Origin of the sequence: Exiguobacterium sp. s189 (assembly GCF_018617615.1) — a bacterium.
Lineage (GTDB): Bacteria > Bacillota > Bacilli > Exiguobacteriales > Exiguobacteriaceae > Exiguobacterium > Exiguobacterium aestuarii_A.
In genome coordinates, this window is record NZ_JACSKM010000009.1 from 1 (window position 1) to 25,636 (window position 25,636).

Consider the following 25,636-nt stretch of genomic DNA (forward strand, 5'->3'; position numbering starts at 1 on the left):
ATAGCTCTTAAATTGACGAAGCTTGCGCTTCATTCAAAAAATTGTAAAACTTATTTTTGCCTCATCGTTCAGTTTTCAAAGTTCGTCTGCCGCTCTTGGCGACTAAGTGATAATAACATTTAATTCTTTTTGATGTCAACAACTTTTTTGTTTGTTCAACGTTTGTCGCTGGCAACAGACATAACTATATCACCTGCTTTTTAATCTTGCAAGCATTATTCTAAAAAAACTTTTGATTTTTTTCGTATCTTCATAAAGTTTGAATCTCAACTTCTAAAAGGAAGAACAGATCACTTTAAAGAATACACTTATATCTAATAACGACTATCAACCGATAAGGAGTCACATTCATGATCCAACACGATTTACAAAAACCAAAAAAGCGTTCACCATTTAGAATCTGGTCCGGCACACAAGTATACACAATGAAACGACGATTCGAATGGATGACCGACAAACGACAATACGTCTCGAAACAAAACATTGAACCGATGCCTTATCTCATTTTTACACACCGAACTCCCCTCTATCGACAGCTACGAGATGTAGACATGGAAGTTCAACATAATAAAGTCACGAATCTAAAGATCGCAATCGCAAACCTAAACGGAGCCATCCTAACACCGAACGACGTCTTTTCTTATTGGAAGATGATCGGAAAGCCTACTAAACGAAAAGGGTATGTCGATGGCATGATCCTGCATTACGGAAAGGTCACCTCAGGAATCGGCGGTGGCTTATGCCAACTATCTAACCTCATTTATTGGATTACACTTCATAGCCCATTGACCGTAACTGAACGCTATCGTCATAGCTATGACGTGTTTCCTGATTATCGAAGAGACCAACCATTCGGAAGTGGCGCTACATGCTCTTACAATTATCTTGATCTACAAATTACAAATCAAACCGCACAAACGTATCAACTCCTTCTATATATAGAGGGAGATTATCTCGTAGGTGAATGGCGCTCTACCATCCCGAATAAAGAGCAGTATCGTATATATGAAGAAAACCATCATTTCACACGTGAATGGTGGGGAGGGACGATACGACATAATCAGATTTTCAGAGAGGTCACTTCAATGAATGGCACTCATCTTCGAAATGAATTCATTACAGAAAATCATGCCATCACGATGTATGACCCTTTCCTACCCGAAAATACTGCATACAAAAAAGCCGACTCTTAATAGAAGAGCCGGCTTTTCAAATGAACTTATGCGTGTGGTAAGAACATGAAGTATGCCAAGAAGATGATTAACATCCCATACATGATTGGATGAATTTCTTTTGTCTTTCCTTTCGCAATCATCATGAGTGGGTAAAGGATGAACCCAAGCCCAATTCCTGTTGCGATTGAAGATGTCAAAGGCATCATAATGATCGTCAAGAAAGCTGGTACGGCAATTTCAATTTTCTTCCAATCGATATCAAGAAGAGCCGAAGCCATGAGCACACCGACAATGATTAATGCAGGAGCCGTAACCGGCGCTGTTACAACCGCCAAGAGAGGTGAGAAGAACAATGCCAAACCGAAGAACAATCCTGCGAACACCGCCGTCAAACCTGTACGTCCACCTGCAGCAACACCAGCTGACGATTCAACATATGAAGTCGCTGTAGATGTTCCGAAGATCGCACCCGCTACCGTTGCTGTCGAATCAGCCATTAACGCCTTACTTGCGCGCGGTACTTTGTTTTCTTTCATGATTCCTGCTTGACGCGCCACGGCAACGAGCGTACCAGCCGTATCAAAGAAATCGATGAAGAAGAACGTTAAGATGACAATCAGCATTTGGAGCGTGAACACGTCACTGAAGTTGATGAACGCTTGACCGAACGTTGATGACATGCTCGGTGGCATTGACACAACATCAGAGATTGCCGTCGGTGTCGGAACTAGACCGAAGATCATACCAACGATTGCCGTCAACAACATCCCGATGAAGATTCCACCTTTTACATCACGCGCCATGAGCAAGGCACTGACAACAAGTCCGAATACAGCAAGAAGTGTCGTTCCCGTTCCAAGTGAACCGAGACTTACGAGTGTCGCTTCGTTCGCTACGACAATTCCTGCGTTTTTCAATCCGATGAAAGCGATAAAGAAACCAATCCCTGCTGCGACCGCCATTTTAAGTGGCGCTGGAATCGCGTTAACAATTGTTTCGCGAATACCCGAAAGCGTCAATACGATGAAGAAGAGACCCGATACGAGTACACCCGACAAAGCCGTTTGCCACGGTACGCCCATTCCGATAACAACGCTATATGCGAAGAACGCGTTGAGGCCCATGCCCGGCGCAATCGCAATCGGATAGTTCGCTAAAAGTCCCATTGTCAATGAACCGACTACTGCAACAAGTCCAGTTGCGACGAAGACCGCGCCTGTATCCATCCCCGCTGCCCCGAGAACGTTTGGGTTCACGAAAAGGATGTACGCCATTGCGAGGAACGTTGTGAATCCTGCAATCAATTCAGTGCGGACACTCGTTCCAAGTGCTGTGAGTTGGAAGTAACGATCAATCCGACTCGTTGTAGGTTGTTGCTGTTCTTGCTTGAGCTGTGTGCTCATTTGTTTTCCTCCTTGTACTCGCCGTAAAACGAGAAAAGGCCCCCGGCAAATGACCGAGGACCCCACGCGAAACATACGAGGGCATACACCCTCATCTATGTCTCGCCGTAGTGAAATCATTTAAGGTGATTTCGTAGAGACTCTCGGGCCATATCCCCGACATTATACGGCAAAATATTTTATAATTGTTCGGTTATAATAAGAACGTTCTTATCGTATCAGCGTGAAAATAGAATGTCAACTAAATTCACGGATTTTACATCTAAAAAAAACGGTAATGTTCGGTTTTAAGACAAAACAGAGGGTGTGAGCCCTCTGTTTAGCTTATTCCCATTCGATTGTTGCAGGTGGCTTAGACGTAATGTCATACAGCACACGGTTGACGTGGCTGACTTCATTGACGATACGGACAGAAATTTTCTCAAGTACATCCCATGGAATGCGCGCCCAATCAGACGTCATCCCATCAATTGATGTAACGGCACGGACGCCGACTGCATAGTCGTACGTACGCTCGTCACCCATAACTCCAACTGAGCGAATCGGTGTGAGAACCGTGAAGTATTGCCAGATATCTCGTTCAAGACCTGCCTTCTTCACTTCTTCGCGCAAAATTGCATCTGATTCACGGACAATTTCGAGTTTCTCTTCCGTGATTTCACCAAGTACACGAATTCCTAGGCCCGGGCCTGGGAATGGCTGGCGCCACACGATATAGTCAGGAAGACCGAGCTCAGTACCGAGCGCACGGACTTCATCTTTAAAGAGCGTGTTGAGTGGCTCGATCAGTGTGAAGTTCATGTCTTCTGGCAATCCACCGACATTATGGTGTGATTTGATCGTTTGCGCTGTATCTGTCCCACTCTCGATAATGTCTGTATAGAGCGTTCCTTGTGCGAGGAAGTCCATATCGACAAGTTTCGATGCTTCTTCGTCGAATACATAGATGAACTCGTTTCCGATAATCTTACGTTTTTGTTCAGGATCCGACACACCAGCCAACTTCGTCAAGAAACGTTCCTGCGCATCGATTTTAATGACCTTCATGTTAAACCCGTCAGCGAACGTCTTCATGACGCTATCTGCTTCTCCTTTACGAAGGAGACCGTGGTCGACGAACATACATGTCAATTGATCACCGATTGCGCGATGCACGAGTGCCGCAACGACAGAAGAGTCGACGCCACCTGAAAGGGCACAAAGTACTTGCTTGTCGCCGACGATTTCACGAATCTTTTCGACTTCGAGGTCAATAAAGTTTTCCATTGACCATTCACCTTTAGCACCACACACTTCATAGATGAAGTTTTTCAAGATGTCGTTCCCATACTCCGAGTGACGAACCTCTGGGTGATATTGAACACCATACATTTTCAACTCATCGTTTTTAATCGAAGCGACCGGGCAAGATGGGTTCGTTCCGTCAACGATGAATCCTTCAGGTGCTTCCATGACGAGGTCGCCGTGGCTCATCCAAACTGTATGTTCAACAGGAAGTCCATTATAGATGGCTGATGCTTCCGGCGTTGAGAACAATGTCGCTTTTCCATACTCACGGTGTGCAGCACGTTCGACACGACCACCGAAATGATGCGTCATGAGCTGCATGCCGTAACAGATTCCGAAGATTGGAATACCTAATTCGAAAATTTCCGGGTCACAACGATATGCACCTTCTGCGTATACGCTGTTCGGTCCACCAGAGAAGATGATGCCGACCGGGTTCAATTCGCGAATCTCCGCTGCAGTCATTTTATGTGAATGCAACTCACTGTATACGCCAAGGTCACGGACACGACGCGTGATCAACTGGTTATACTGTCCACCAAAATCGAGCACCAAAATCATTTCTTGTTCTACTTTCACGAAATCTCCACCTTTCTGCCTTCTCCTCAAAAAAAGGACGAGCCTCTCCCCAGATTATCCAAACCGAAGAAGAAGCACGCCCTTTTCTTTGTATGCGAAACGTGCTCCTTCATAGTCGGTCCATTTACGGTGGTCCGGTAGAGACTCTCGCGCCAATTCACGAGTATATACGAAGGAATGCCATGTTCAATTATCTAACTAATGCGTCTATCTTACTTGATGCATCCCGTCACTTCAACTCATAATTCTACGAATCATGATTTTCCAATATTCTTTATATTTTGAATTCGGTTCTTGTTCGGCGTAAACTGCTTGCTCGAACAAGGCCGTCAAGCGCGTCATGTCGTTCGTTTCGTAATAGGCATCGACTTCTTTGGCAAGCTCCGACGGCGTACGCCCTTCGACTTTAAATCCGTTCGCGCGAAGTCGCTTCACTAAATAGCGATGCATCGATACGAGACTACCGTCTGTGAGCGGACGGCTCATCCACCAGACGTACATGATTTGCCGCTCAATGATTTTCCGGTTCCAAATGACAACGGTCACAAGGAAAAGAATGACAATCCACCCCCATACAGGGATACTGCGAGACTCTTCTTGTGCATCACCTGTTGTGACATCATCGATCAACAAATCTTCTTGTGGACGATTTTGTGCGTTGTTGTCTTGCGTCGCCTGCGGATCATTCGTTGCCGGTGTCGTATCATCTGTATTCGTTTCTCGTTCCATCTGTAGTAAGTTCGCATCTGAGAAGCTGATCGTCGCCTCTAACGGGACCCAACCTGCTCCTTCGATAAAATACTCGACCCATGAATGGGCGTGTCGGTTACGAATCGTATGCTCTTCCTCACCTTGAACAACTCCTCGCGTATCACCCATTGTAAATCCTTTTACCCAACGTGTCGGGATTCCATTCGCACGTAATAAGACGGCTGCTGACGTAGAGAAGTTATCACAATATCCAATCTGCGTGTCGAACAAGAATTGGTCTACATAATCGGTTTCCCCTTCTGGTTGCGCGACATTTTCCGTATCGTATTGAAATTCTCCGTTTCGGAAATACGCTTCTACCGCTTCTGCTTTCTCATTTGGAGTTTCACTTTCAGCGGTAATCTCCGTAGCCAAGTCACGTACACGATCCGGTAAGGAATCCGGTAGTTGTAAATAGACCCGTTCTTCCTCTTCTGTCAGGGATGTTACCTCTTCATTTAAGGCAAGTTGCTCTTCTGAGAAAGCCGGAACACTATAGCGAAGTTGAATCGTCCGCGGTGTCGCTTGATTTTCGTTTTCAAACACAATTTTTCCGGACGGTTGGATTGTGATGGTCTCGTTCGGAAAAGCTTGTTCGATATCTCCGACCCGAAATTCAGTGCCTGACTCTGTTTCCGTCGCTTGAGGATACTCTCCCCCATACGGAACGAATGTTTGACGACGATCAAAACGCAAAAGCGCCTGCTCCGGGGTTGTATCTACTTCAGAGTCGACCAATTGCCCACGATTATAGTTAGAATCTAAAACAGGTGCCTCAATCCAACCTTTCCCTGTGTAAATGGCTTTTGATTCAATTCGCCAATAACGAGCCGGGACACCTCGCGCAATAAAGACAATGCCGTCATCCTGTTCAAACGGACCACCTAGCGCCTCATCGTTCACACCATATCCGACCCGACCAGGTCCGTTCCCGTCACCTTCTGTTGTCGCATTTCGGAAACTCGTCGTAATTCGGTCGGACCAATCTCCTTCTAATGTCGGGGAGGCACTCGCAAGCGCAACGACGACACTGAGAAGCAAACCGATACTGACGAATCGTACGAGCGATTGACTTGGACGCTTCGCTAAATCCGTGACAAATAGTAATAGAAGTGAGGTGACGATCGCATAAAGGATATTCCCTTCTCCGTCATACAGTGTCCACGTATCGAAATAAGCCATGACACCGAGCGTTGAAACAATCATCCCAAGTGCGAATCCGTAACTCGGGTATGTTCGTCCAACAAGGATGGCAAATAGTAGACCGATGAGCGCCATTGCAGAGAAGAAAATCGCCTCGTTTGGTAACTCACCGCTTATGACGCCCATAAAATCTTCCATCCATATGCCAAACCAGTCGAAAATACTTCCGTGATAGACGTATAACACAACTAGGAAATTGAGAAGGGAGATTCCAAGAAATGCACTCCATGGGAGAAGACTGACGAACATTGGGACGATCAGAAGGAAATAAAACGGCCAACTTACATCGAACGTTGTACTTCCAACAATCGGCTCAATCCAAAAAGACAATAAGTAGGCGGCGAGCACTGTATATACAATCCGTGTGATCCACGTCTTCATCCCGTCACCTCATTTACAGCTGTGTATAAGTGATAACTGCCTTGCGTCTCATGCATAAGCTCACGAATCGAAGTCGTTTCAAACGGACTGATCAAAATCAAATCCCCCGTTTGTTGAGGCAGGTTCTGTTTCACCCGCTCGACAAGACGCCCCTCCGCTTCTGGTGTTGCGGTGAGCAGGTAATGACCGACCTCTGCACTTTGATCCGGAAGATGGAACAAGCGCACTTGTTCTTCAATCACGTATAACTCAAATGGTAAGTTTTTTCGTTCTAACTGACGAATCGCCCCAACGAGCAAGGACAACGAACGTTCAAACGCTTCCTCATACCCGGCAGAGACTGCCGGTACGAATACGAGCGAAAGTTTCTTTTCTTGCTCTTGGTCAAATGTTTTTGTCATCAAGTTCCCACGTCGAGCGGATGCTTTCCAGTCAATCCGACCAATTCGGTCCCCTGCCGCGTATTCACGGACACCGCTCGTCGTATTGGCCACTTCCGTATAAGTACGCATTTGACGATACTGTTCGCCGCGTCCTCCGACATGCTCATCCCGTGGAAGATCGAACGGAAGTTCAGCAGGTGACACTTCTACAACCGTTTCGATTCGCAACGTCCGCTTCCGATCGAATAAACCGAACACATCACGCACGTGAAGAACCGTTCGGTCAAAGACATGAATCCCCCGCTTAATCGCATTGACCTCGTAATGGACCTCTTCGGCGCGTCGAAAGAAACGGTCTACCGGTACGATGATTGTCCTGTCTTCATCAATCAATCGTTGTGGCAATCGTTCTTCTAACGTCACCATTCCAATCAAAAAAGGATATTTTCGTTCGATTCGTAACTCGATGTCCATTGATTGACCCGAGACGAGACGTTTCGTCGTGACTCGTCGTGACACATTTGCCGCAGTGACCGGATAAATCATAAAGAGCGTCCAATAAACCGTCAACACCACGAACGACCACCATAATGTCGAAGCAACGATACTCCCTTCGATACGGGCAAATGCGTACAACCCGAATGCCGCCGCCCATACAACGAACAGCTTCATCCAGTTTTTCATACCTCGTTGACCTCACGATCCATCGGGACAGGCAACGTATCAAGCCAACCTTGAATCAATTGATTTGGTGTTTTTCCTTTATATCGCGCTTCAGCCGTTAACAAGATACGATGTCCGAGTACACTCGCCGCCATCGCCTTGACGTCATCTGGTAAAACGAAGTCACGATTATGAATATAAGCCCATGCCTGCGCCGCTTTCATCAACGCAAGCGTAGCTCGTGGACTGCCTCCTAAATACGTATGGGGATCCTTCCGTGACTCATGTACCAATCGTACGATGTATTGTTTGACCGCACTCGATACATGGACCTCTCTCACTTCACGTTGCATGAGTTCTACTTCTTGTTTTGTAATGACACTATGAAGCGCCTCAAGCGGCTCTTCCTTCTCAAAACGACTTAAGAGTGCGATTTCTTCATTAAATGTCGGATAACCCATCTCGATTTTGAGTAAGAAGCGGTCCAACTGTGCTTCCGGTAATGGATACGTCCCTTCATGCTCAATCGGGTTTTGTGTCGCCATGACGAAAAATGGTGAAGGTAACACTTTCAACTCACCGTCTACCGTGACACTCCGCTCGGCCATTGCCTCGAGAAGAGCGGACTGCGTTTTTGGTGAAGTTCGGTTAATTTCATCCGCTAAGATAATATTGCCCATGAGCGGTCCCGGACGATATTCGAACTCTCTCGTTTTTTGGTTGTACATTGAGATCCCCGTCAAGTCGGACGGCAACATGTCTGGCGTGAATTGAATTCGCTTAAAATCTAAGTCGATTGCCCGGCTAAACGTACGAACGAGCATCGTTTTCCCGACGCCCGGTACATCTTCTAGAAGAACGTGCCCTCCTGCTAACAAGGCAGTCAGACTCTTGGCGATGACTTCTTCTTTTCCGACAATCACAGTTTCAATGGCAGTTATAATCGATTGGACAGTTGGACGATACATGACGGATTCCCCTTTTTCTCTGAATCTAGGATGACTTGAAGTTAGAATGTTCTGACTTTATTGTGACATAAGAGCATATCGGAATGAAAGAAATACTACATGCAAATACGCTCCTTATTCCTTTACCCAAAAAACGTGCTCGTTCTTTAGAAAAACGGGCACGTTTGTGGATTATTCAGGACGCTTCACATCAAAAAGTTCACCGAGTGTTGCATAACTATTCCCGGCCATGCGGCTGACCGGCGCCAACTGTCTCGCATCGATTCGTCCATGTTCATATATTTCTCGCTCAATGTGAAAGCGGACAACCCTTGCAATCAACAAGTCTGCTGTCGTTTGTCCTTCATGTTCGATTGGTACATGTTGATGTAAGACACATTCAAATCGAATTTTTGCTTCTTTGATTCCTGGAGTCGTAATCACTTCGCTCGGTTGAATTGTGAACGTTGTACGTGACAGCTCACTCTCATCAGCGTCAAGATTCGCAGCTGTCTCGTTCACATCGAGGACGTTTGTTTCGTCAACAACATGGATGACAAGTTCTTTAGTTGTGATTGCGTTTCGTGCTGTATCTTTCATCACGCCATTTTTTCGTTGAATAGAAACGGAAACGAGAGGCGGATTGGAAGCGACTACGTTGAAATAACTGAATGGAGCAGCGTTGATCACGTCTCCATTACGTGTCGTTACAAAGGCGATTGGTCGCGGTACAATACTGCCAATCAAAAACTTATACGTGTCCCGCTCAGTTAAAGCGGATGGTTCAATGGATAACATTTAGTCACGCTCCTCATTTTTTATCTTAAATTCAAGATAATAATTATTGATGATCTTGTCAACGACTAGAAGGTTGGGACGTGTATATTTCAATCATTTCGGGTAAATCGCTTTATGTGCTAGATATGCACATCACGCAAGCAAATTAATTCAATTTCCTTTCCCTTTTTCATAAAATGCAGGGCAAGGAAAAGATGGCCTATCGTTTTTTATGTTCAAGGAAGGAAGTAGAACGAATGATTAGCAAGTGGATTGAACAACTAAACAGTCGTCAAATACTCAGTATTTTATATAGCGTATGCGGATTTAGTCTCATTTTAACTGCCATTGGAGCCTGGTTTGTTCGAGATGGAAATGTGTCTACTCTCGAACTTACCGCCCTTCGGTGGATTTGGATGATGGGACTCGTCATGTTCATTAGCGCTATTCTTTTGATCGGGCGTCCGCTCATCAAACGAATGACCGATCAAAACAGTAGACTTAAAATGAAAAAAGAAAAACTCGAAAACGTGATTAAAGAGTCAAAGTTGAACGAAATGAATCTTCAATACCGCAATGAATTGATTGAAGTATTGGCGTCGAAAGAATCTTTATTTGATTATTCTTCTGTCATCGAAAAAATCGTATTACTCACGAAGTCTGAATTCGGCGCTTTGTTACTCACTAAAGACGGAGAAATCACGTCTGTCGTACCAAAAGAAATGACGGAAGACCAACAAGAGAGTCTCAAAAAGGAATCACTGCTTCTTAAACGTGTCATGATTTCAAAGTCGCCTGCAGCTACTTCAAAGCGGGTCGTCGATACCTTGCACACGTATCCGTATTATATTTATGAAACGGTTATCCCAATTATGGACCCGTCAGATAACAGTCTGATTGGTTGCCTATATTTGGCCCGTTACGATGAACACTATGACGCAAGTGAAAAATCTGAACTGAATGCGTTCGCTAGTCAGCTCGCCATTTCACTGCTTCGGATGCAACTTTATCGTCAGATGCAACAAGATCGAAAAGAAACAGCTCAATTGATCAATTCCGTACGCGAAGCCATTTTATACGTGAACTATGAAGACGATACTATCGTTGGAAACCGCGCGTTTATTCGCATGTTTGATGACCTTCACTTCGACTATAAAGGGTATGAAGAGTTGTCAGCAATTGATATCGATATCGAGCAACTCGCAGAACGTGTAGATCAGCACGAACAATTCGTTCGTTACTTCGAACGCGTCTTTTCACAAGATACGCCCGAAGACGGACTTACAATTTCAATCGATCAAGGTGATTGTTTCATTCAGCTTTATGCCGAAAGCGTCTATCGCGATCGTCGACTTCGTGGAACGATGCTTGTGCTACGTGACGTCACTGCTGAGACCGAGGTAGATCGAATGAAGTCGGAGCTCGTTTCGACCGTATCACACGAGTTGCGAACGCCCCTTTCTTCAATCTATGGCTTTACGGAGCTCATGTTGTCACGTGATTTGAAAGAAAATCGACGAGAACTTTATTTAAAAACGATTCATGATGAGGCGAAACGATTATCTTATCTCGTTAATGATTTCTTGGACCTCCAAAAAATGGAGTCTGGGAAACAAACGTTTGAATGGGAACCGGTCGATTTGTATAAACTCGCCACAGACAGTGTGACGTTTTATCAAGAAACGACTGATCAACATGAATTGTTTATCGATGCCGATGCTGAAGAGAATTTTATAATCGATGCAGACTTAGAAGGAATGCGTCAGTTACTCGGCAATTTATTAAGTAACGCCATCAAGTACTCACCAGACGGGGGGAACATCCTCGTGTCACTCGAACGAGTAGACGAACAAGTCGTGATGAAGGTGCGAGATCACGGAATGGGTATTCCAAGCGCCTCTCTCCCTCATCTCTTTGGAAAGTTTTATCGTGTCGACAACTCAGATCGTCGTAAAATTGGCGGTACTGGGCTCGGGCTCGCAATCTGTAAAGAAATCGCTAAAGCACACGATGGTCAACTTCACGTGGAGTCGGTCTACGGAGAAGGAAGTACCTTCATCTGTGAGTTACCAACTTCAAAAGAACACATCATGCAATAACACGGTCAATCCGACCGTGTTATTTTTGACTCTTTTTAACAGAATCAGCAGGATTCAGTTTACAAAATATAGAAAGGAACGAGAGCGATTTATTCGGAATGAAGGGAATATACCTATTCATTTATTTTTGCACGTATTAAACTGAAAACAAGATATACTGAATATAAAGAGATACTTGGATCGGAGGTCTTGCCATTGGATCATCGTGACCCACCCTTTTCAGAAATTGGAGATTTTAATCAATGGGGACGTTTTGAGATTGACGTTCCTCAAATAGGCGAACAAGCAAAGTTTCAGGCCGCCGCTTCTTTGATTCGAAAACATATTCCATTACGGCTTGGGGGATTTTACATCATAGCGAGCGAAGAAGAAATTTTGCACAGCGGCTCACACGATGGGAATCTTCAAAAACACTTGATTCATTTATTGCAGCAAGTCCTGAACGGTCATATAGAAGATGAACGCCTAATTCAAGAGCAAGTCTGGACTGTGCACTATTTTACGACACCATAAAAAAGAACTCGATTTAAGTACATGTACTTATCTCGAGTCTTTTTTTATTCCCATCGTGACATAATGGCTACAGTTTTCTCATAGTACTCTGTTGCCAACTTATATTTTCCATCTTCTCTTAGTTCTCTAGCCAACCACAGTGCATATTTATTTGTATAATTTTCGTCATGCGTTTCAAAATAGTGTACTGCCTCTTTTAAGCTTGTAATCAATTTCCCCTTGTCAGGTTCTACAAATTCGTACTTGTATATATTGAAGTGGTGGGTGAACTCTTCGGAATTATTGATCTTCTCCATTAATTCATAACCTATGTTCAACCATTCAATAACACCTTTAATATTTTGGTTTTCAGAATTTACTTCTAATAGTGACATCACACTGTACAATTTACTTCGTATATCTACTTTATACTCAAAACTTTCGAGAAAGTATTTTAGCGCCTTTTCCTGATCTCCTATTAAAAAATATATATCCCCCATGTTATTGAAGAGCATTCCATTATAATCTTTTAAACTAGTTTTTTGAGCAATTTTAGATGCCTTTTCGTAGTGTGACAATGCATCTAAATACCTTTTCCTTCTTTTATAAGCAACTCCAATTAAAAGATGGCATTCAACAATTCTTTCAATATAGAAGTGATCTTGGAAGTAACTTAGCGCAAAACGAGTATGTTCAATAACTTGGAGATAGTCTTTGTATTTTATATATATAGCTCCCATGATATATCGCATATCAGCAACTTCCCAGTCAGGTATATGTGAGTTAGGTAAACTTTCATCTACTTCTTCCAAGAGTTTCAGAGCATGTTCTCGCTCTTCACTTTGGAAATGATGAATGTATAAACATTTGAGCAACTTATATCTGAGCGTATTATCAAAATCAAATTGATTTTCTAACCATCCTAATTCGATTACATGTTGAGGATTTCCATTTGGCATCAATCCAAATCTAGCTAAAGTAATCATTAAAGTAATATATAATTCTTTAGTTTGGTTTACTACTGGGTTATCTTTATACTTGAGTAGTTTAGGAAGTAGTAATCTATCGTTCCGAGTCAGTATCGCTTCTTTCAGTAGTTCTCTCATGTCTATTTTTATTTTTTGCACCTGTTCACTTAAATCAACATAAAGCGGCGCATCAATATCAAGACGTTTGAATAATAGCTCTAAAACTTCTTCACTCGCAGAAGTTTGATTGTTTTCAATTTTACTCAAATAAGAGACTGAACAAACACCTCTGGCAAGAACAGATTGCTTCATATTCTTCCTCATTCGTTCAACTTTAATTAAGTTCCCATAGTTATATTCCATTATTTGTAATAGCCCCTTCTCAGTCATCTCTCAATAATCCTTAAATCAGCGCTCCTTACTTTAGAATCCAGGAAAATATTAATGAAATAAGCTAATAATCACGTTAATTACTCATAAGTTTCCCAACCAGATACTGAGTCCAATGGCATGGTTATCATGATAAAATTTAACTAATCCAAATTAAAAAACTAGGACTTTACGACTTATCAATATTAAATATAGTTAGAGGTGAATATGGTATGGGAAAATTAAGTTATTTATTAGCTGAGGACTACATTAAGCCTAAGATTTATTTTAAACCAAAGCAAGCACCTATCGTAAACACATCCTATTCATCAGATGATAGAAAACAATTTGAAGGATTAGAACACTTAACCAAACTTATTTGTTCAAATAAAGGTTTTATCGTTAATGCATTTCAAATTGATTATTATCAACTGTTACCGAAGTTGATTTCTGAGACATTAAAGAAGAATAGTCAACATAAAACCATCTATATTTTAGGACCTGAACTATCACTTTCAATCTTGAAAAAAAGCAAAAAAAATGTATATGATCAGTTTCATCATGACTTTCAATACATTAGTATAGAATATGATCCTCATTTTATTGTTGAAAAGTGTCTCTCACTTCTTGATGAAGGACATATCATATATATATTACCTGAAGTATCTGCTACATGGAGACCCGAAGAAGCACTACAATTAAAGGATCATTTTATACCATTCTGTAGTTGCATTCTTAGTCAAAAAGCTCAAGTTCCGATTTTATCTTCAGTACAATCTCTAGAAGGGGATAGAATAATACTACATCCTCAAAATTCTCCTGAAGATTACAATGGATCTTTCGAGTCGAATATTGAAAAGCAGACCAATGATATTTATAAGTTATTAGGAGATTCAGGGGAGTAATTTTTGATATCGTGGTTGAAGGGTATTCTAAATTGAACCCCTTGAAATTTAAAATCTATCTAAAAAATGGAGGTTTTATCTTATGAAAAAAGTTGCAGGAATAGTATTTATAGCAGCTGCAGTCGTAATACTCAGTAGTTCTGTGAAGCCATTAGTTGATGAACTCCCTCGTATTACTAAAATCGAAACACCCATCCAAACATTTGTTGACGAATTACCTCGCATCACTAAAGTCAATCCTCCTACCCAAACTTTCGTTGATGAATTACCACGTATTACTTTAACTACTCCATCAATTCAAACGTTTGTTGATGAACTTCCTAGAATTACTTAAGACGCCTCGGCGTCTTTTTTTATCTTTTTAGTAACGTTTTTTAAAAAAAGATAAATAAATTAAATATTAAACTCCATTTTTTTCTTTTTTACTTATATAATAATGACATCATGTCATTTTATAAGTGATTCGATTACATAAAGATATAAAGGAGTTATTTATTTGAATATGTTGAAATCTTCTTGGAATGCCAAATTATTAGTTAGTTCAACCCTCATGATCTCGGCAATCACGGTGACACCAATCGATTTTGAATCGAACTCGTTTAAAATTAATACAGTAGATGCAGCTGCTACATATTACACGACAACGGTAAATTTAAACCTTAGAAAAAGTGCTTCCACGTCAAGCACTATTTTATTGACCATCCCTTCTGGAAAAACAGTTACGTATCTCGGAACGTCCGGTTCATGGTATAAGGTTTCTTACAACGGTACAGTCGGTTACGTCTCGTCTCAATATTTAAAAACTTACAAACCGACGACTGTGAAAACCTATACGACAACAGCGAACTTGAATTTACGTAAAAGTGCCTCGACTTCGAGTAGTATTTTAACAACCATTCCAAACGGAAAAGAAATCATTTATCTGAGTACATCCGGCTCATGGTTTAAAGTTTCTTACAACGGAACAATCGGTTACGTCTCATCTGACTACGTCAAGGTGATCGAAACCTCTACACAAACTCCAGAAACAAATATCACCTACAAAACAACGGTGAACCTAAACTTAAGAACCAGTGCATCGACGTCAGGTTCCATTTTGACGACAATTCCAAGTGGAGAAGTCGTCAACTATATCGGTACATACGGCTCATGGTTTAAAGTTTCTTATAACGGAATGACAGGTTATGTATCTTCTCAATATCTTGCGCCAACGAGCACGACAGAGGTGGAACGTGTTTACTCGACAACAGCCAACCTCAACTTACGTCAAAGTACCTCGACATCAAGTACGATTCTATTAACTATCCCATCTGGTAGTACGGTTGACTACCTCGGAACGTACGGATCTTGGTATAAAGTTACTTACAAGGGCGTCACAGGGTATGTATCCTCAGAATATGTAAAGGTAACGACAACTTCTGCATCAACGAAAACAGTTGTGATCGACGCCGGTCATGGCGGAAATGACCCGGGTGCCGTCTACGGCTCATTGTATGAGAAAGTGATCGCGTTAGACATTGCCAAACGTCTCGCCAATACACTCACGAGCACATACAATTATAACGTCAAACTGACTCGTTCGACGGATACGTATCTGTCATTGTCAGAACGCGTCTCATTGAGCAAGTCATATAAAGCGGACGTTTTCGTGAGTCTCCATGCGAACTCCTCGGTGTACAGTTCTGCAAACGGTCATGAAGTACTCGTTCCAACTTCAGAAAGTTACACAACGAACCCTTACATCTCAGCCAGTCGTACTCTCGGCTCGACAATTAATAAAGAACTCGGTTCAAAAATCACAATGATTCAAAATCGCGGTGTGAAATATCAAAACGTGTACGTTGTTGGGAAAAATGTTGCCCCTTCGACACTTGTTGAATACGGATTCATCAGCAACTCTAGCGACCGCTCGTATTTAACGAACACGTCCTATCGTCAGCTCATGGCGGAAGCCACAGCATCTGGTATTGATCAGTTCATGCGTTCATATTACTAACAAAAAGGAACTTAGCATTCACCGCTAAGTTCCTTATTTTATGTTCACTTCCCAAATCATGTGAGGTGCACCAGGACCCCAGTAATGGTCAAGAGTCAATAAAGGTTCACCCAATTGTTTTCGCCAATAGGCCTGTGCACTAGGAAAGCCCGCGTCCAAATAGAAGACGTGTTGCTTTCTCGCAAGGATTTCTCGTTTCATTTCCTCTAATAGAAAATGCCCGACTCCTTGACGTTGCATACGAGGAAGGACATAGACGCTCCCGAGTTCGATGGCACCACGCTTTATTTCCAAGTTGCCCGATATAATATCGTTTGGAGGCAACAAAGCCCCCGCTCCGATAAGGATTCCCTCCTGCTCAACCACATACAGTTGAACTTGATCGTCATCAAAGTGGTCCTGAATGGTCGTATTTAGGCGTGCCACTTCTTCATCGAGCAAATCGGCATCTTCAAAACGCTCTCGTCGAATCAAGTCACTCAAACTCTCCATAAATAAGCGCTGTAAGGATTTCACGTCTGATTGTTCGAGTGCGCGAAAGTTCAAGACGTCCACTTCCTTTTCTCTTTTTTGTTTTACTCTTTACCCTCACGAATCCGCTGCGTAACACTCGGGTACGAAGGAATGAATTCTTCGAGCGGCTCGTAATTCAGCTTCCCGTAGGTTTTCCATAACACTAAAATCGCCGCGGTCCATAACGTGATCATCAAATGAACCAAACCGATGGGATACCCTACTTCTGCATGGAAGCCTACCATCACGAACATGACGTTGAACATCGTGTGCATGAGAAAGGCGGACCACAAATTGCGCGATGATCCATTGTATACCCAGCTAATCAGAATCGAATAAGCCATGACAGACAATCCATATGCCCAAAACGGCAAATTTGCCTGACCAGTACCAGTCATAAGAAAGAGCGGTGTATGCCAAATCGCCCAAATTCCCCCTAGCACTAAACTTGCCACTAGTGGGGACAGTCTCGACTGCAACGCATCAAGTAAATAACCACGCCATCCGTATTCTTCTTGTAGCGTCCCTCCGAGAAAGAGCATATATAAAAAGTAAGGGGCAATCCACCACGGTTCACGAGCGATTAACGCACCACTCCGGTCCGTCCACCAATACGCGACAAGGAATATGAATGGAATCAATCCGAACGGGACCGCATACGTTTTCCAACTCATTTTCACTTGAATACTTTTTAGAAGGATATGCTTGACTCCTGCCACACCCCGAAGTCGATACATCGTTAAGATCCCGGAGAGACTCGGTCCAAACGCTCCGATGATGATGATTGCCATAATCGGCAAATCAGTCCACCAATAAAGGCTCGCCCAGACAATCCATGAATAAGCGAACGTGATTGTAATAAATCGAATGATTTCTGAAGTTTTATACATAACGAGTCTCCTTCCTGTTGATAAGTACCCGTTATTGCAGGAGGAAATACCATCCTCCGTCACTCTTCTCAATTTGTTCAGATTTTCTTTCAACAGTAAAAGAGCACACCTGCTTTCACAGACGTGCTCTCGCCTTCCCTTCCCTTATGACACGCGTTCTTTCTCTTCTTCCCGAATCAAATGATATTGATCGAGAATCAACTGGGTCAACGTGTCCCCTTCATGAAGTTGAAGGTATTTTTCAATCGTTGAGGAGATCCCGTGCTCCTCGATCGACAGATTCAGCTCCGACGATTCCGAATCCTCCGGGTTGTAGTAATGAAGGGCTGCTGCAATCCCGTAAGCGAGTTCGTTCGGCTCGATTCCGTTATCCATCAACTCACGCGCTGGTTTGACGAGACGGTCGCTCGGTCCGAGTTTACGAATCGGCGAACGTGCCACCCGTGACACTTCGTCTTTCAATTTTGGATTCTCAAAACGCTTAATGATTTTTTGGATGTATTGGCTATGCTCTTTCGCCTCGAAGCCATATTTCTCAAGCAATAACCAACCCGTTTCATACAATGCGCCTTGAACGACTTGACGCACGCGGCGATCTTGTAGCGCTTCGTCAATCGTCGCCTTCCCGAACAAGGAACCGATGTAAGAGGCGATGGCGTGCCCGGTATTAACCGTGAAGAGTTTGCGTTCGATGTACGGTCCGATTTCCTCGACCCATGTCACACCTTGAATCGGTGGTTGCTCGTTCAGCCCTTGCGTCTCAATGACCCACTCATGGAACGTTTCGACTTCCACGTAAAGTGGGTCTGCATGCTGTTGAAGGGGAACGATACGGTCAACTGCCGCATTCGGGAAGAAGACGTTTGCCTCCCCGACACCGCCACATGCCTCTACTTCTTGACGAAGAATGGCACTCCCACCAATCATGTTCTCACATGCGATGACATAGACCGGCGCGTCCTCAACTTCACGCGCACGGAGACCTTCACTGATCAATGGCGCTACTTTTGAAAGAAGCGATGGTCCGACAGCCGTCGTCACGAGATCCGCTTCTGCGATCAAAGCCGCGACACGGGCTGGCTCTTTCAAACTGTTGACCCCGCGTACTCGGTCGACGACGATTCGATCGACACCGTCTTCCGCGAACCCGACCTCATAGTGACGTTTTGCTTCGAGTGCTTCGATGACCGTGTCGTTAATGTCGACGAACGTCACCTCATAACCACTTTGATTGAGCAACAATCCGATAAATCCGCGTCCGATGTTTCCTGCTCCAAAATGAACAGCTTTCATTTATGCCACCTCTTCCATGAAGAGCGCCAAGATTTCTTCTTTCGTCTTCGCCTGAACAAGACGCTCCACGTTTTCTTCGTCCGAGCAGAGAATCGCGATTTGCGAAAGGAGCTCTAAATGTTCATCATTCACGCCCGCAATCCCGATGACGAGTTTAGCCGTCTGTCCACCAAAGTCGACACCGTCCGGCACTTGCAGGAACGAGATTCCCGTCTTCTGAACCGCTGATTTCGCCGCTTCTGTACCGTGTGGAATGGCTACGTGATTTCCGATATAGACGTTTGCGATCGCTTGGCGTTCATGCATCGCTTCTACATACTCCGGCGTCACACAGCCGGCGTCTTGTAGGACTGCCCCGGCTGCTGTGATCGCTTCCTCTGTCGTTGCGAATGTTTGGTTAAGTCGAATCATCTCTGTTTGAATGAATGGCATTTTGATTTCCTCCTAATAGCTAAACCGTATCTCTATCTGTTCTGTGTTCAAGAAATTTTGCTGCGTTCTGCTTTAATTTCTTCTACCAATTGATCATAGTAATCGGCGTTCAAGAAGTTTGTGACCGAACGATGAATCGCATTCGGTGCTTGCGCTTCTGCACGCTCTGTTAAGTCTTCATGCGTAATGACAAACTGCGCATCTTTCGGCAAGTTGCTGATGGACGTGTTCGTCACTTTGATTGGTAAGTTGGCTTTATTGACCTTGTTCCGGAGAACCGAGGCCCCCATCGCACTTGACCCCATTCCTGCATCACATGCGAAGATGATGTGATCGACTTTATCAAGGCGATCTGTCACGAGAGCGGATGCATAAGACTGTTTGCCTTTCATCGCGCTCACGTTTTGTGTCGCTTCTTCAAGTGATACTTCCTCTGCTGCGCTCGATTTCAAGATGACACTCGCCACAGCAAATGTGACCGCTGCCGATAAGAAAATCCCTGCCACGAGTCCGAGGTATGAACCGCGTGATGCCATCGCGAGAATAGCGAAGATACTACCTGGTGAAGCCGGTGCGACGAGACCGACATCAAAGAGTACGAATGTGAAGATCCCTGTTGCGCCCCCTGCGATCATCGCAAGAATCAAAATTGGCTTCATCAACACGTATGGGAAGTAAATCTCATGAATCCCACCGAGGAAGTGAATAATCGCTGCACCAGGTGCTGTACGTTTCGCTGCACCTTTGGCAAAGAACATGTATGCGAGAAGTAATCCAAGACCTGGCCCTGGGTTCGCTTCAAGTAAGAAGAGAACAGACTTACCAGCCTCTGCCACTTGATCGACACCAAGTGGACTCAAGATCCCGTGGTTAATGGCGTTGTTCAAGAAGAGAACTTTTGCTGGTTCAATGAACAAGCTCGCCACTGGAAGTAATTTCGCGCCGACGATCCAGTCAACACCTGCGGCCATCACTTTATCGAGGGCACTCATGATTGGACCGAAGATTTCGAATCCTCCAAGCATGAGAAGTCCACCAATGATCCCGACCGAGAAGTTGTTGACGAGCATTTCGAATCCTGCTTTGACTTTGCCTTCAAGGGCACGGTCGACTTGGCGGATGATGTAACCACCGAGTGGACCCATGATCATCGCTCCGAGGAACATCGGAATGTCTGTCCCGACGATGACCCCCATCGTGGCGAGCGCCCCGACGACACCGCCTCGTACGTCATGAAGTAATTTACCACCTGTGAAACCGATGAGTAATGGTAAGAGATATGTGATTGTTGGACCAACGAGTTCTGCTAAGTTTTCGTTTGGCCACCATCCTGTCGGAATAAAGAGTGCTGTGATAATCCCCCAGGCAATGAAGGCACCGATGTTCGGCATGACCATCCCACTGAGGAAACTACCGAACCGTTGTACTTTGACTCGGACCCCGCCCGAGCTCGCTTGCGTATTCGCCATGTATAAAACCTCCAGTCTGTAAAATGTGAAAGGTTGAATGTGTAGTGTAGCTAACCGGTTTGTGCTCTACACCTGTATTGTATGCCTGGAGTAAGCGCTTTCTCAATTCAATCCAGTTCACACTTTGGCAACATTTTGTGCCAAACAAAAAAATGACCATGGTTCGGTCATTTTTCGTACAACGTCTCATGAATCATTTTCTTCATGCATTCGTGCAGGAGTAAACGAAGATCTTCTTTCGTTCCCGTGCTATAAAGACGCATGTGTTCCTCACTCTCAATGAGCGACCCACTGATCGCACTTAAAAATTGAAGTTCGACATCGCGCGCCTCTTCTGGTGCTAGGAGCACGAGAAGTCGCGTCACGGGTTCAGTCGATTGATCCATCATGAGGAGCGGGATTGACGTCGTTAAATCAAATGCAAACACACTCGCTTTCTCAATCGAAGTATGTCGTCCATGGAAGAGTGCCAGTTTTGTACCTGGGACACCAAGACCTGCAACTTCGTGACGCCGGAGCAATTGCGCAGATAACTGAATTCCGCTTTGCACGAGATTTCGTTCCTCAAGATGTGTTCCGATATCGACCAGGATATCCTCTAAACGGTCCGTATTGTTGAGTGTGACCAAATCAAACTGATCATCCATCCGCTCGAACGTCTCCACGAGTTCGCCAAGTTCTTCAAAATCGAGCATCGTCGATCGCGGCTTTGAAGTCAACGTTTGAAATGATTGCGGTAACGACAACAAGAGATGACGGACGCGCTGTACTTCCTCACTCGTCAACAACGGATTGACGATCAATGTCGGTACCGAGAGTGGTGGTAATGGCACCGTCGACAAGATGACATCATATTCCTCAAGTCGGTGTTGCTCTAATCCGAATAAAGACGAGTTGACGACGTCTTGCATCTCCGGGAACTCTTGACGTACCCGATTGACGAGCATTTTCGACGAACCGAGTCCGGCCGAGCAGACGACGAGTGCCCGATACTCACGACGCCGCACCGGTTTGACGAGTGCTGCCGCGAAGTGCATCGCCCAAAATACCGTCTCTTCCTCAGAGAACGTATTCGTCCCAAAGACGATGTCGGCAGCCTGTTGGATGGCCGACCGAAGCCCCGGATAGTCTCGGTCGATATGAGGTTTCACCGTACTCGTTTCCGGTAGCGCCTGCGTGTTCATACTCGACAAGATGTGCGCGAGCAGTCCACGTTCGAGCGCTGCGTCATCCGTAAAGGTAAACCCGTAAATGAGCGAGACGTGATGAATTAGTTTATGCACCCGAATCTGCATGATCCACCGCTCTTCTTCATCTTCTTTCATTTGATCTTTAATCGAGCGAAGACGATTCGCCTCCTCGGCAAACCAGACACGTTCCGCCCTCGAGTAGGTGATGCCAAGTGCTTCCTCCATGTCGGTCGCAACTTTCAAATAGTCCTCAGACCGGCCTTTCGTATACATCTCTAAAAAGAATCCGGACGCTAGCCGTGCTTGTTGCACCCCGTAGGCGAACGTGACCCGCATGATGGTGCGGTCATCCATCCGCTCAAACGAGCGTGACTTCAAATAATCGTAACCATCCCGAAGACCTTCAAGCATCTCCTCGCATGGTACCGTCTTCAAAAAAGCAGGAATGTAGTCATCCTCGCCACGGACGAAGCGGTAAAAAGCGAGCGTGTCCCAGTGGGCAAGCAGCGCGTTGATGAGTAGCTTACGTTTCTCGGACTCATAACCGAGCACTCTAGCCCCAACACCTTTTTTCCGTTCAACTTCTAAATGATACTCTTCGAACCATCGATCCAACTTCTCCAAATCTTGCGTCAACGTACTCGGAGACACATGCATCTGTTTGGCGACGGCCTGCAATTTGAGTGTATCGCTCTCAAACAAAAGACGCCACGCCAGCTCAAATAAGCGGTCCTCGCTCGTCGGGATCGCTTCTGCAGATAAGATTAGGTCTTCTCGTAACTGTTGCTTCGCAGACGGTTTGCCGACAAGGCTTAGTCCATGCCCGCGTTGCCAAGCGAGCTCGAGCTCGAACTCTTTTAAGATGCCTTCAAGTAATTGTCGTTCTCGTTGAATCGTACGCTCAGACAAATTCACCGCCTGCGCGATTTCGGCGAGCGGTGTCGATGTCTCAGTTGCTAATAAGTGTAGTAAAATCGACCGTTCTCTCGCGGTCCACTCATGTCTCATGCTCATCCATCCATTCTTCGACAAGTAGTCGGTATTCCTCGAGCGACAGGAGTTGTCGGACTGACCGGACACATGCGGTCGGATGGGTAACGGGAGTCGCCCCTTCCTGATAGAGAATCAAATCCACCTCATTCGGGATGTTTTGAATCGTTCCGTGCGTAATCGTACAAGACAAGCGCCCCTCGCTTGCCTGTGCGAACAACTTCGCCGCCATCGCACTTGTCACAAACCCGCTATGGCAAGCAATGTATACGTTCATGTCAGCCCTTCTTTCGTCGCTTATCTTTATCTAATCATAAGTTGGAACCGCTTACTTCTCCTACTATTTTGCTTGTTGGCAAAGATATCGGCAAGCAGTAAAAAGCACCTCTCCTGAAGAAAGGTGCCTTACACTATGTTCAGTTTATTCGACCGTCACCGATTTCGCCAAGTTCCGTGGCTTGTCCACGTCACATCCACGAGCGAGCGCCGCGTAATATGCCATCAACTGAACCGGTAATACGTTAATGAGCGGTGCCAAGAGTGGCTCAACGTGCGGCAAGATGAAGTCATCATCCTCATGTTCGACGCCTTGCATGGAAATGATACAGGCGTTCGCGCCACGGGCAACGACCTCTTTGACGTTTCCACGAATATTCAAGTTCGTCTTCGGTTGCGAGATGAGCGCGATAACCGGTGTCCCGTCTTCAATCAAGGCGATCGACCCGTGCTTCAGTTCCCCACCTGGGTATCCTTCCGCTTGGATATACGAAATCTCTTTTACTTTGAGCGCTCCTTCGAGACAGACAGAAGCGTCAAGCCCACGACCGATGAAGAACGTGTTCGGTGTCGTTTTCAAATAACGTTCCGCGAGGTCTTCGAACAACTCTTTTTGCGCCATGATTGAATCCATAATGGTCGCAACACGTGCAAGCTCCGGCATCAGGTCGAACGGTAATTCTTTCCCTGTCGCACGAGCGATGTCATACGCGAGAATCGCGAGGACGGCAATCTGTGCCGTGTATGCTTTCGTCGACGCGACGGCGATTTCCGGTCCGGCGTGGAGGAGCATCGTCTCGTTCGCTTCGCGTGAGAGCGTTGAACCCGGTACATTCGTCATGGTGAGCGCTTTATATCCGCGTTTCTTCACTTCGACGAGGACGGCACGGCTGTCCGCCGTCTCACCGGATTGTGATAAGAAGACGAACAACGGACGTTCACTTAAGAGCGGCATATTGTAGCCAAATTCAGAAGAAACGTGCACTTCTGTCGGAATGCCGGCGATGCGTTCTAAAATGTCTTTTCCGACGAGTCCGGCGTTATAGCTCGTCCCACATGCGACGATATAGACACGATCTGCTTCCGAGACGAGCTCGCGCACGCCTTCCGTGAGTTCGATGTCGCCGTTCTCGTTCTGGTAATGCTGGATGATGTTGCGGATGACGGCTGGCTGTTCGTCCATCTCCTTCAACATGTAGTGCGCGTACGTGCCCTTCTCGATGTCTGACGCATCAATCTCGGCCGTGTACGGCGAACGTTCGAGCACGTCGCCGTCGAGCGTCTTGATCGTCGCCGACTCACGCGTGAGGATGACGATCTCGCCATCGTGGAGCTCGAGGTACTGGTCCGTCACCTGGAGCATCGCCATCGCGTCTGATGCGACGACGTTGAACGTGCCGTCACCGAGTCCGACGAGGAGTGGTGACTTGTTCTTCCCGATATAGAGGCGCTCTTTGTCCTCTGAGTCAATCATCGCGATCGCGTATGAACCGTGGAGGTCCGAGAGCGTCTTGCGGAACGCCGCCTCGACGTCACCGAGCTCGACGAAGTGCTTCTCAATGAGCTGGACGATGACTTCCGTGTCCGTCTCTGAAAGGAACGGGACATCAAGTGTGGCTTTCAATTGTTCATCGTTCTCGATTACGCCGTTGTGCACGAGGGTGAAACGTCCAGTCGTGCTTTGGTGCGGGTGGGCGTTCGGTACGCTCGGTACCCCGTGTGTCGCCCAACGCGTGTGACCGATTCCGATTGTTCCTTCGGCGTCAGCCGGTACGATGTCACGGAGTGCTTGGATTCGTCCCACTTCTTTGAACGTACGAACGTCCTCACCGACTAAGGCAATCCCTGCTGAGTCGTAGCCGCGATACTCGAGCTTTTCGAGTCCTTTCAATAAAATCTCTTTCGTTTCAACTTGTCCGATCATTCCTACGATTCCACACATAAACAAATCTCCTCTATCCTTCGATTTCTCGAAAAAGGAAACGGACTTTTTAGAGTGATGTCATCAAGTCTCGTTTTGTCCGTCCGGTCACCCGAACGTTTTATCAAGACTCTCTCAGTCGTGACACGCGACTGGAAGGCATCCGCCGAATTCCTCGATCACCTTCGACCTCGTCAACTCCATAGAGTTCTGGCGCTTTTATCTCATACCTAGCCGTTTCTCCAGATACGCTTTCATGCTATCGAGTACAAAAGGGATTGAATA

Annotated in this window: 21 protein-coding genes and 2 riboswitches; of the genes, 6 read left to right on the top strand and 15 right to left on the bottom strand. The window is 45.3% G+C overall.

Going from position 1 to position 25,636, the window contains the following annotated elements; all coding sequences use genetic code 11:
• Positions 1 to 350: 350 nt before the first annotated feature.
• Positions 351 to 1,193: a VanW family protein gene (locus tag KNO99_RS11280; RefSeq protein ID WP_214748561.1), complete on the top strand. Its 843-nt coding sequence runs from the start codon at positions 351 to 353 to the stop codon at positions 1,191 to 1,193.
• Between the two features lie 26 nt (positions 1,194 to 1,219).
• Here the strand turns inward: KNO99_RS11280 and KNO99_RS11285 are convergent, their stop codons facing one another.
• The 6 genes from KNO99_RS11285 to KNO99_RS11310 form a co-directional block, all read right to left on the bottom strand.
• On the bottom strand, positions 1,220 to 2,578 hold the full coding sequence (locus KNO99_RS11285) for an NCS2 family permease (RefSeq protein ID WP_251125744.1): 1,359 nt from the start codon (positions 2,576 to 2,578) through the stop codon (positions 1,220 to 1,222).
• Positions 2,579 to 2,666: 88 nt separating this feature from the next.
• Positions 2,667 to 2,768: riboswitch (purine riboswitch) on the bottom strand.
• A gap of 134 nt (positions 2,769 to 2,902) precedes the next feature.
• Positions 2,903 to 4,426, bottom strand: a complete 1,524-nt coding sequence (gene guaA, locus KNO99_RS11290) for a glutamine-hydrolyzing GMP synthase (RefSeq protein ID WP_251127027.1) — start codon at positions 4,424 to 4,426, stop codon at positions 2,903 to 2,905.
• 110 nt (positions 4,427 to 4,536) lie between these two features.
• A riboswitch (purine riboswitch) is annotated at positions 4,537 to 4,637 on the bottom strand.
• Between the two features lie 41 nt (positions 4,638 to 4,678).
• Positions 4,679 to 6,778: a transglutaminase domain-containing protein gene (locus tag KNO99_RS11295; RefSeq protein ID WP_214748564.1), complete on the bottom strand. Its 2,100-nt coding sequence runs from the start codon at positions 6,776 to 6,778 to the stop codon at positions 4,679 to 4,681.
• Positions 6,775 to 7,845 (bottom strand): DUF58 domain-containing protein, encoded by a 1,071-nt coding sequence (locus tag KNO99_RS11300; RefSeq protein WP_214748567.1) that lies wholly within the window; start codon positions 7,843 to 7,845, stop codon positions 6,775 to 6,777. The genes KNO99_RS11295 and KNO99_RS11300 overlap by 4 nt, the downstream gene beginning before the upstream one ends.
• Entirely contained in the window at positions 7,842 to 8,792 is a 951-nt protein-coding gene (locus KNO99_RS11305; RefSeq protein WP_214697256.1) for an AAA family ATPase, read from the bottom strand. The genes KNO99_RS11300 and KNO99_RS11305 overlap by 4 nt, the downstream gene beginning before the upstream one ends.
• Positions 8,793 to 8,963: 171 nt before the next feature.
• Entirely contained in the window at positions 8,964 to 9,569 is a 606-nt protein-coding gene (locus KNO99_RS11310) for a flavin reductase family protein (RefSeq protein WP_214748570.1), read from the bottom strand.
• 236 nt (positions 9,570 to 9,805) lie between these two features.
• Between KNO99_RS11310 and KNO99_RS11315 the strand changes: the two genes are divergently transcribed.
• Positions 9,806 to 11,647, top strand: coding sequence for an ATP-binding protein (locus tag KNO99_RS11315; RefSeq protein ID WP_214748573.1), 1,842 nt, complete (start codon positions 9,806 to 9,808; stop codon positions 11,645 to 11,647).
• Between the two features lie 195 nt (positions 11,648 to 11,842).
• Complete coding sequence (locus KNO99_RS11320) at positions 11,843 to 12,160, top strand: hypothetical protein (protein WP_214748576.1); 318 nt, start codon at positions 11,843 to 11,845, stop codon at positions 12,158 to 12,160.
• Between the two features lie 44 nt (positions 12,161 to 12,204).
• Here KNO99_RS11320 and KNO99_RS11325 read toward each other — a convergent pair whose 3' ends face one another.
• Positions 12,205 to 13,497 (bottom strand): tetratricopeptide repeat protein, encoded by a 1,293-nt coding sequence (locus KNO99_RS11325; protein WP_371743091.1) that lies wholly within the window; start codon positions 13,495 to 13,497, stop codon positions 12,205 to 12,207.
• A gap of 212 nt (positions 13,498 to 13,709) precedes the next feature.
• Here KNO99_RS11325 and KNO99_RS11330 point away from each other — a divergent pair, with 212 nt between their 5' ends.
• The 3 genes from KNO99_RS11330 to KNO99_RS11340 all read left to right on the top strand — a co-directional run bounded on the left by KNO99_RS11330 (position 13,710) and on the right by KNO99_RS11340 (position 16,377).
• A complete protein-coding gene (locus KNO99_RS11330) occupies positions 13,710 to 14,381 on the top strand; it encodes a hypothetical protein (protein ID WP_214748578.1) in 672 nt (223 codons plus the stop codon).
• Between the two features lie 82 nt (positions 14,382 to 14,463).
• The gene (locus tag KNO99_RS11335; RefSeq protein WP_214748581.1) at positions 14,464 to 14,715 is read left to right on the top strand and encodes a hypothetical protein; all 252 of its coding nucleotides are present in this window, start codon (positions 14,464 to 14,466) and stop codon (positions 14,713 to 14,715) included.
• Between the two features lie 168 nt (positions 14,716 to 14,883).
• Positions 14,884 to 16,377, top strand: coding sequence for an N-acetylmuramoyl-L-alanine amidase family protein (locus KNO99_RS11340; RefSeq protein ID WP_251131050.1), 1,494 nt, complete (start codon positions 14,884 to 14,886; stop codon positions 16,375 to 16,377).
• 33 nt (positions 16,378 to 16,410) lie between these two features.
• On the opposite strand, the gene KNO99_RS11345 is transcribed toward KNO99_RS11340, so the two are convergent.
• From KNO99_RS11345 to glmS, 8 genes are all read right to left on the bottom strand, one after another.
• Entirely contained in the window at positions 16,411 to 16,932 is a 522-nt protein-coding gene (locus tag KNO99_RS11345; protein ID WP_371743092.1) for a GNAT family N-acetyltransferase, read from the bottom strand.
• A gap of 20 nt (positions 16,933 to 16,952) precedes the next feature.
• Positions 16,953 to 17,780, bottom strand: coding sequence for a CPBP family intramembrane glutamic endopeptidase (locus tag KNO99_RS11350; protein WP_214748589.1), 828 nt, complete (start codon positions 17,778 to 17,780; stop codon positions 16,953 to 16,955).
• A gap of 144 nt (positions 17,781 to 17,924) precedes the next feature.
• Entirely contained in the window at positions 17,925 to 19,073 is a 1,149-nt protein-coding gene (locus tag KNO99_RS11355) for a mannitol-1-phosphate 5-dehydrogenase (protein WP_214748592.1), read from the bottom strand.
• Positions 19,074 to 19,505: a PTS mannitol transporter subunit IIA gene (locus tag KNO99_RS11360; RefSeq protein ID WP_214748595.1), complete on the bottom strand. Its 432-nt coding sequence runs from the start codon at positions 19,503 to 19,505 to the stop codon at positions 19,074 to 19,076.
• Positions 19,506 to 19,552: 47 nt separating this feature from the next.
• Positions 19,553 to 20,974 (bottom strand): PTS mannitol transporter subunit IIBC, encoded by a 1,422-nt coding sequence (locus tag KNO99_RS11365; protein ID WP_214697278.1) that lies wholly within the window; start codon positions 20,972 to 20,974, stop codon positions 19,553 to 19,555.
• Between the two features lie 167 nt (positions 20,975 to 21,141).
• On the bottom strand, positions 21,142 to 23,172 hold the full coding sequence (locus KNO99_RS11370) for a BglG family transcription antiterminator (RefSeq protein ID WP_214748598.1): 2,031 nt from the start codon (positions 23,170 to 23,172) through the stop codon (positions 21,142 to 21,144).
• Complete coding sequence (locus KNO99_RS11375) at positions 23,162 to 23,431, bottom strand: PTS sugar transporter subunit IIB (RefSeq protein ID WP_078146232.1); 270 nt, start codon at positions 23,429 to 23,431, stop codon at positions 23,162 to 23,164. Before KNO99_RS11375 ends, KNO99_RS11370 begins: the two co-directional genes overlap by 11 nt.
• Positions 23,432 to 23,575: 144 nt before the next feature.
• Positions 23,576 to 25,372, bottom strand: a complete 1,797-nt coding sequence (glmS, locus tag KNO99_RS11380; RefSeq protein WP_214748601.1) for a glutamine--fructose-6-phosphate transaminase (isomerizing) — start codon at positions 25,370 to 25,372, stop codon at positions 23,576 to 23,578.
• Positions 25,373 to 25,636: the final 264 nt, after the last annotated feature.

Excerpts from the sequence above, each read along its gene's own strand:
- KNO99_RS11280 (WP_214748561.1), top strand. The coding sequence starts at position 351 with ATGATCCAACACGATTTACAAAAACCAAAAAAGCGTTCACCATTTAGA.
- KNO99_RS11285 (WP_251125744.1), bottom strand. The coding sequence starts at position 2,578 with ATGAGCACACAGCTCAAGCAAGAACAGCAACAACCTACAACGAGTCGG.
- guaA (WP_251127027.1), bottom strand. The coding sequence starts at position 4,426 with ATGATTTTGGTGCTCGATTTTGGTGGACAGTATAACCAGTTGATCACG.
- KNO99_RS11295 (WP_214748564.1), bottom strand. The coding sequence starts at position 6,778 with ATGAAGACGTGGATCACACGGATTGTATATACAGTGCTCGCCGCCTAC.
- KNO99_RS11300 (WP_214748567.1), bottom strand. The coding sequence starts at position 7,845 with ATGAAAAACTGGATGAAGCTGTTCGTTGTATGGGCGGCGGCATTCGGG.
- KNO99_RS11305 (WP_214697256.1), bottom strand. The coding sequence starts at position 8,792 with ATGTATCGTCCAACTGTCCAATCGATTATAACTGCCATTGAAACTGTG.
- KNO99_RS11310 (WP_214748570.1), bottom strand. The coding sequence starts at position 9,569 with ATGTTATCCATTGAACCATCCGCTTTAACTGAGCGGGACACGTATAAG.
- KNO99_RS11315 (WP_214748573.1), top strand. The coding sequence starts at position 9,806 with ATGATTAGCAAGTGGATTGAACAACTAAACAGTCGTCAAATACTCAGT.
- KNO99_RS11325 (WP_371743091.1), bottom strand. The coding sequence starts at position 13,497 with ATGACTGAGAAGGGGCTATTACAAATAATGGAATATAACTATGGGAAC.
- KNO99_RS11330 (WP_214748578.1), top strand. The coding sequence starts at position 13,710 with ATGGGAAAATTAAGTTATTTATTAGCTGAGGACTACATTAAGCCTAAG.
- KNO99_RS11335 (WP_214748581.1), top strand. The coding sequence starts at position 14,464 with ATGAAAAAAGTTGCAGGAATAGTATTTATAGCAGCTGCAGTCGTAATA.
- KNO99_RS11340 (WP_251131050.1), top strand. The coding sequence starts at position 14,884 with ATGTTGAAATCTTCTTGGAATGCCAAATTATTAGTTAGTTCAACCCTC.
- KNO99_RS11350 (WP_214748589.1), bottom strand. The coding sequence starts at position 17,780 with ATGTATAAAACTTCAGAAATCATTCGATTTATTACAATCACGTTCGCT.
- KNO99_RS11355 (WP_214748592.1), bottom strand. The coding sequence starts at position 19,073 with ATGAAAGCTGTTCATTTTGGAGCAGGAAACATCGGACGCGGATTTATC.
- KNO99_RS11360 (WP_214748595.1), bottom strand. The coding sequence starts at position 19,505 with ATGCCATTCATTCAAACAGAGATGATTCGACTTAACCAAACATTCGCA.
- KNO99_RS11365 (WP_214697278.1), bottom strand. The coding sequence starts at position 20,974 with ATGGCGAATACGCAAGCGAGCTCGGGCGGGGTCCGAGTCAAAGTACAA.
- KNO99_RS11370 (WP_214748598.1), bottom strand. The coding sequence starts at position 23,172 with ATGAGACATGAGTGGACCGCGAGAGAACGGTCGATTTTACTACACTTA.
- KNO99_RS11375 (WP_078146232.1), bottom strand. The coding sequence starts at position 23,431 with ATGAACGTATACATTGCTTGCCATAGCGGGTTTGTGACAAGTGCGATG.
- glmS (WP_214748601.1), bottom strand. The coding sequence starts at position 25,372 with ATGTGTGGAATCGTAGGAATGATCGGACAAGTTGAAACGAAAGAGATT.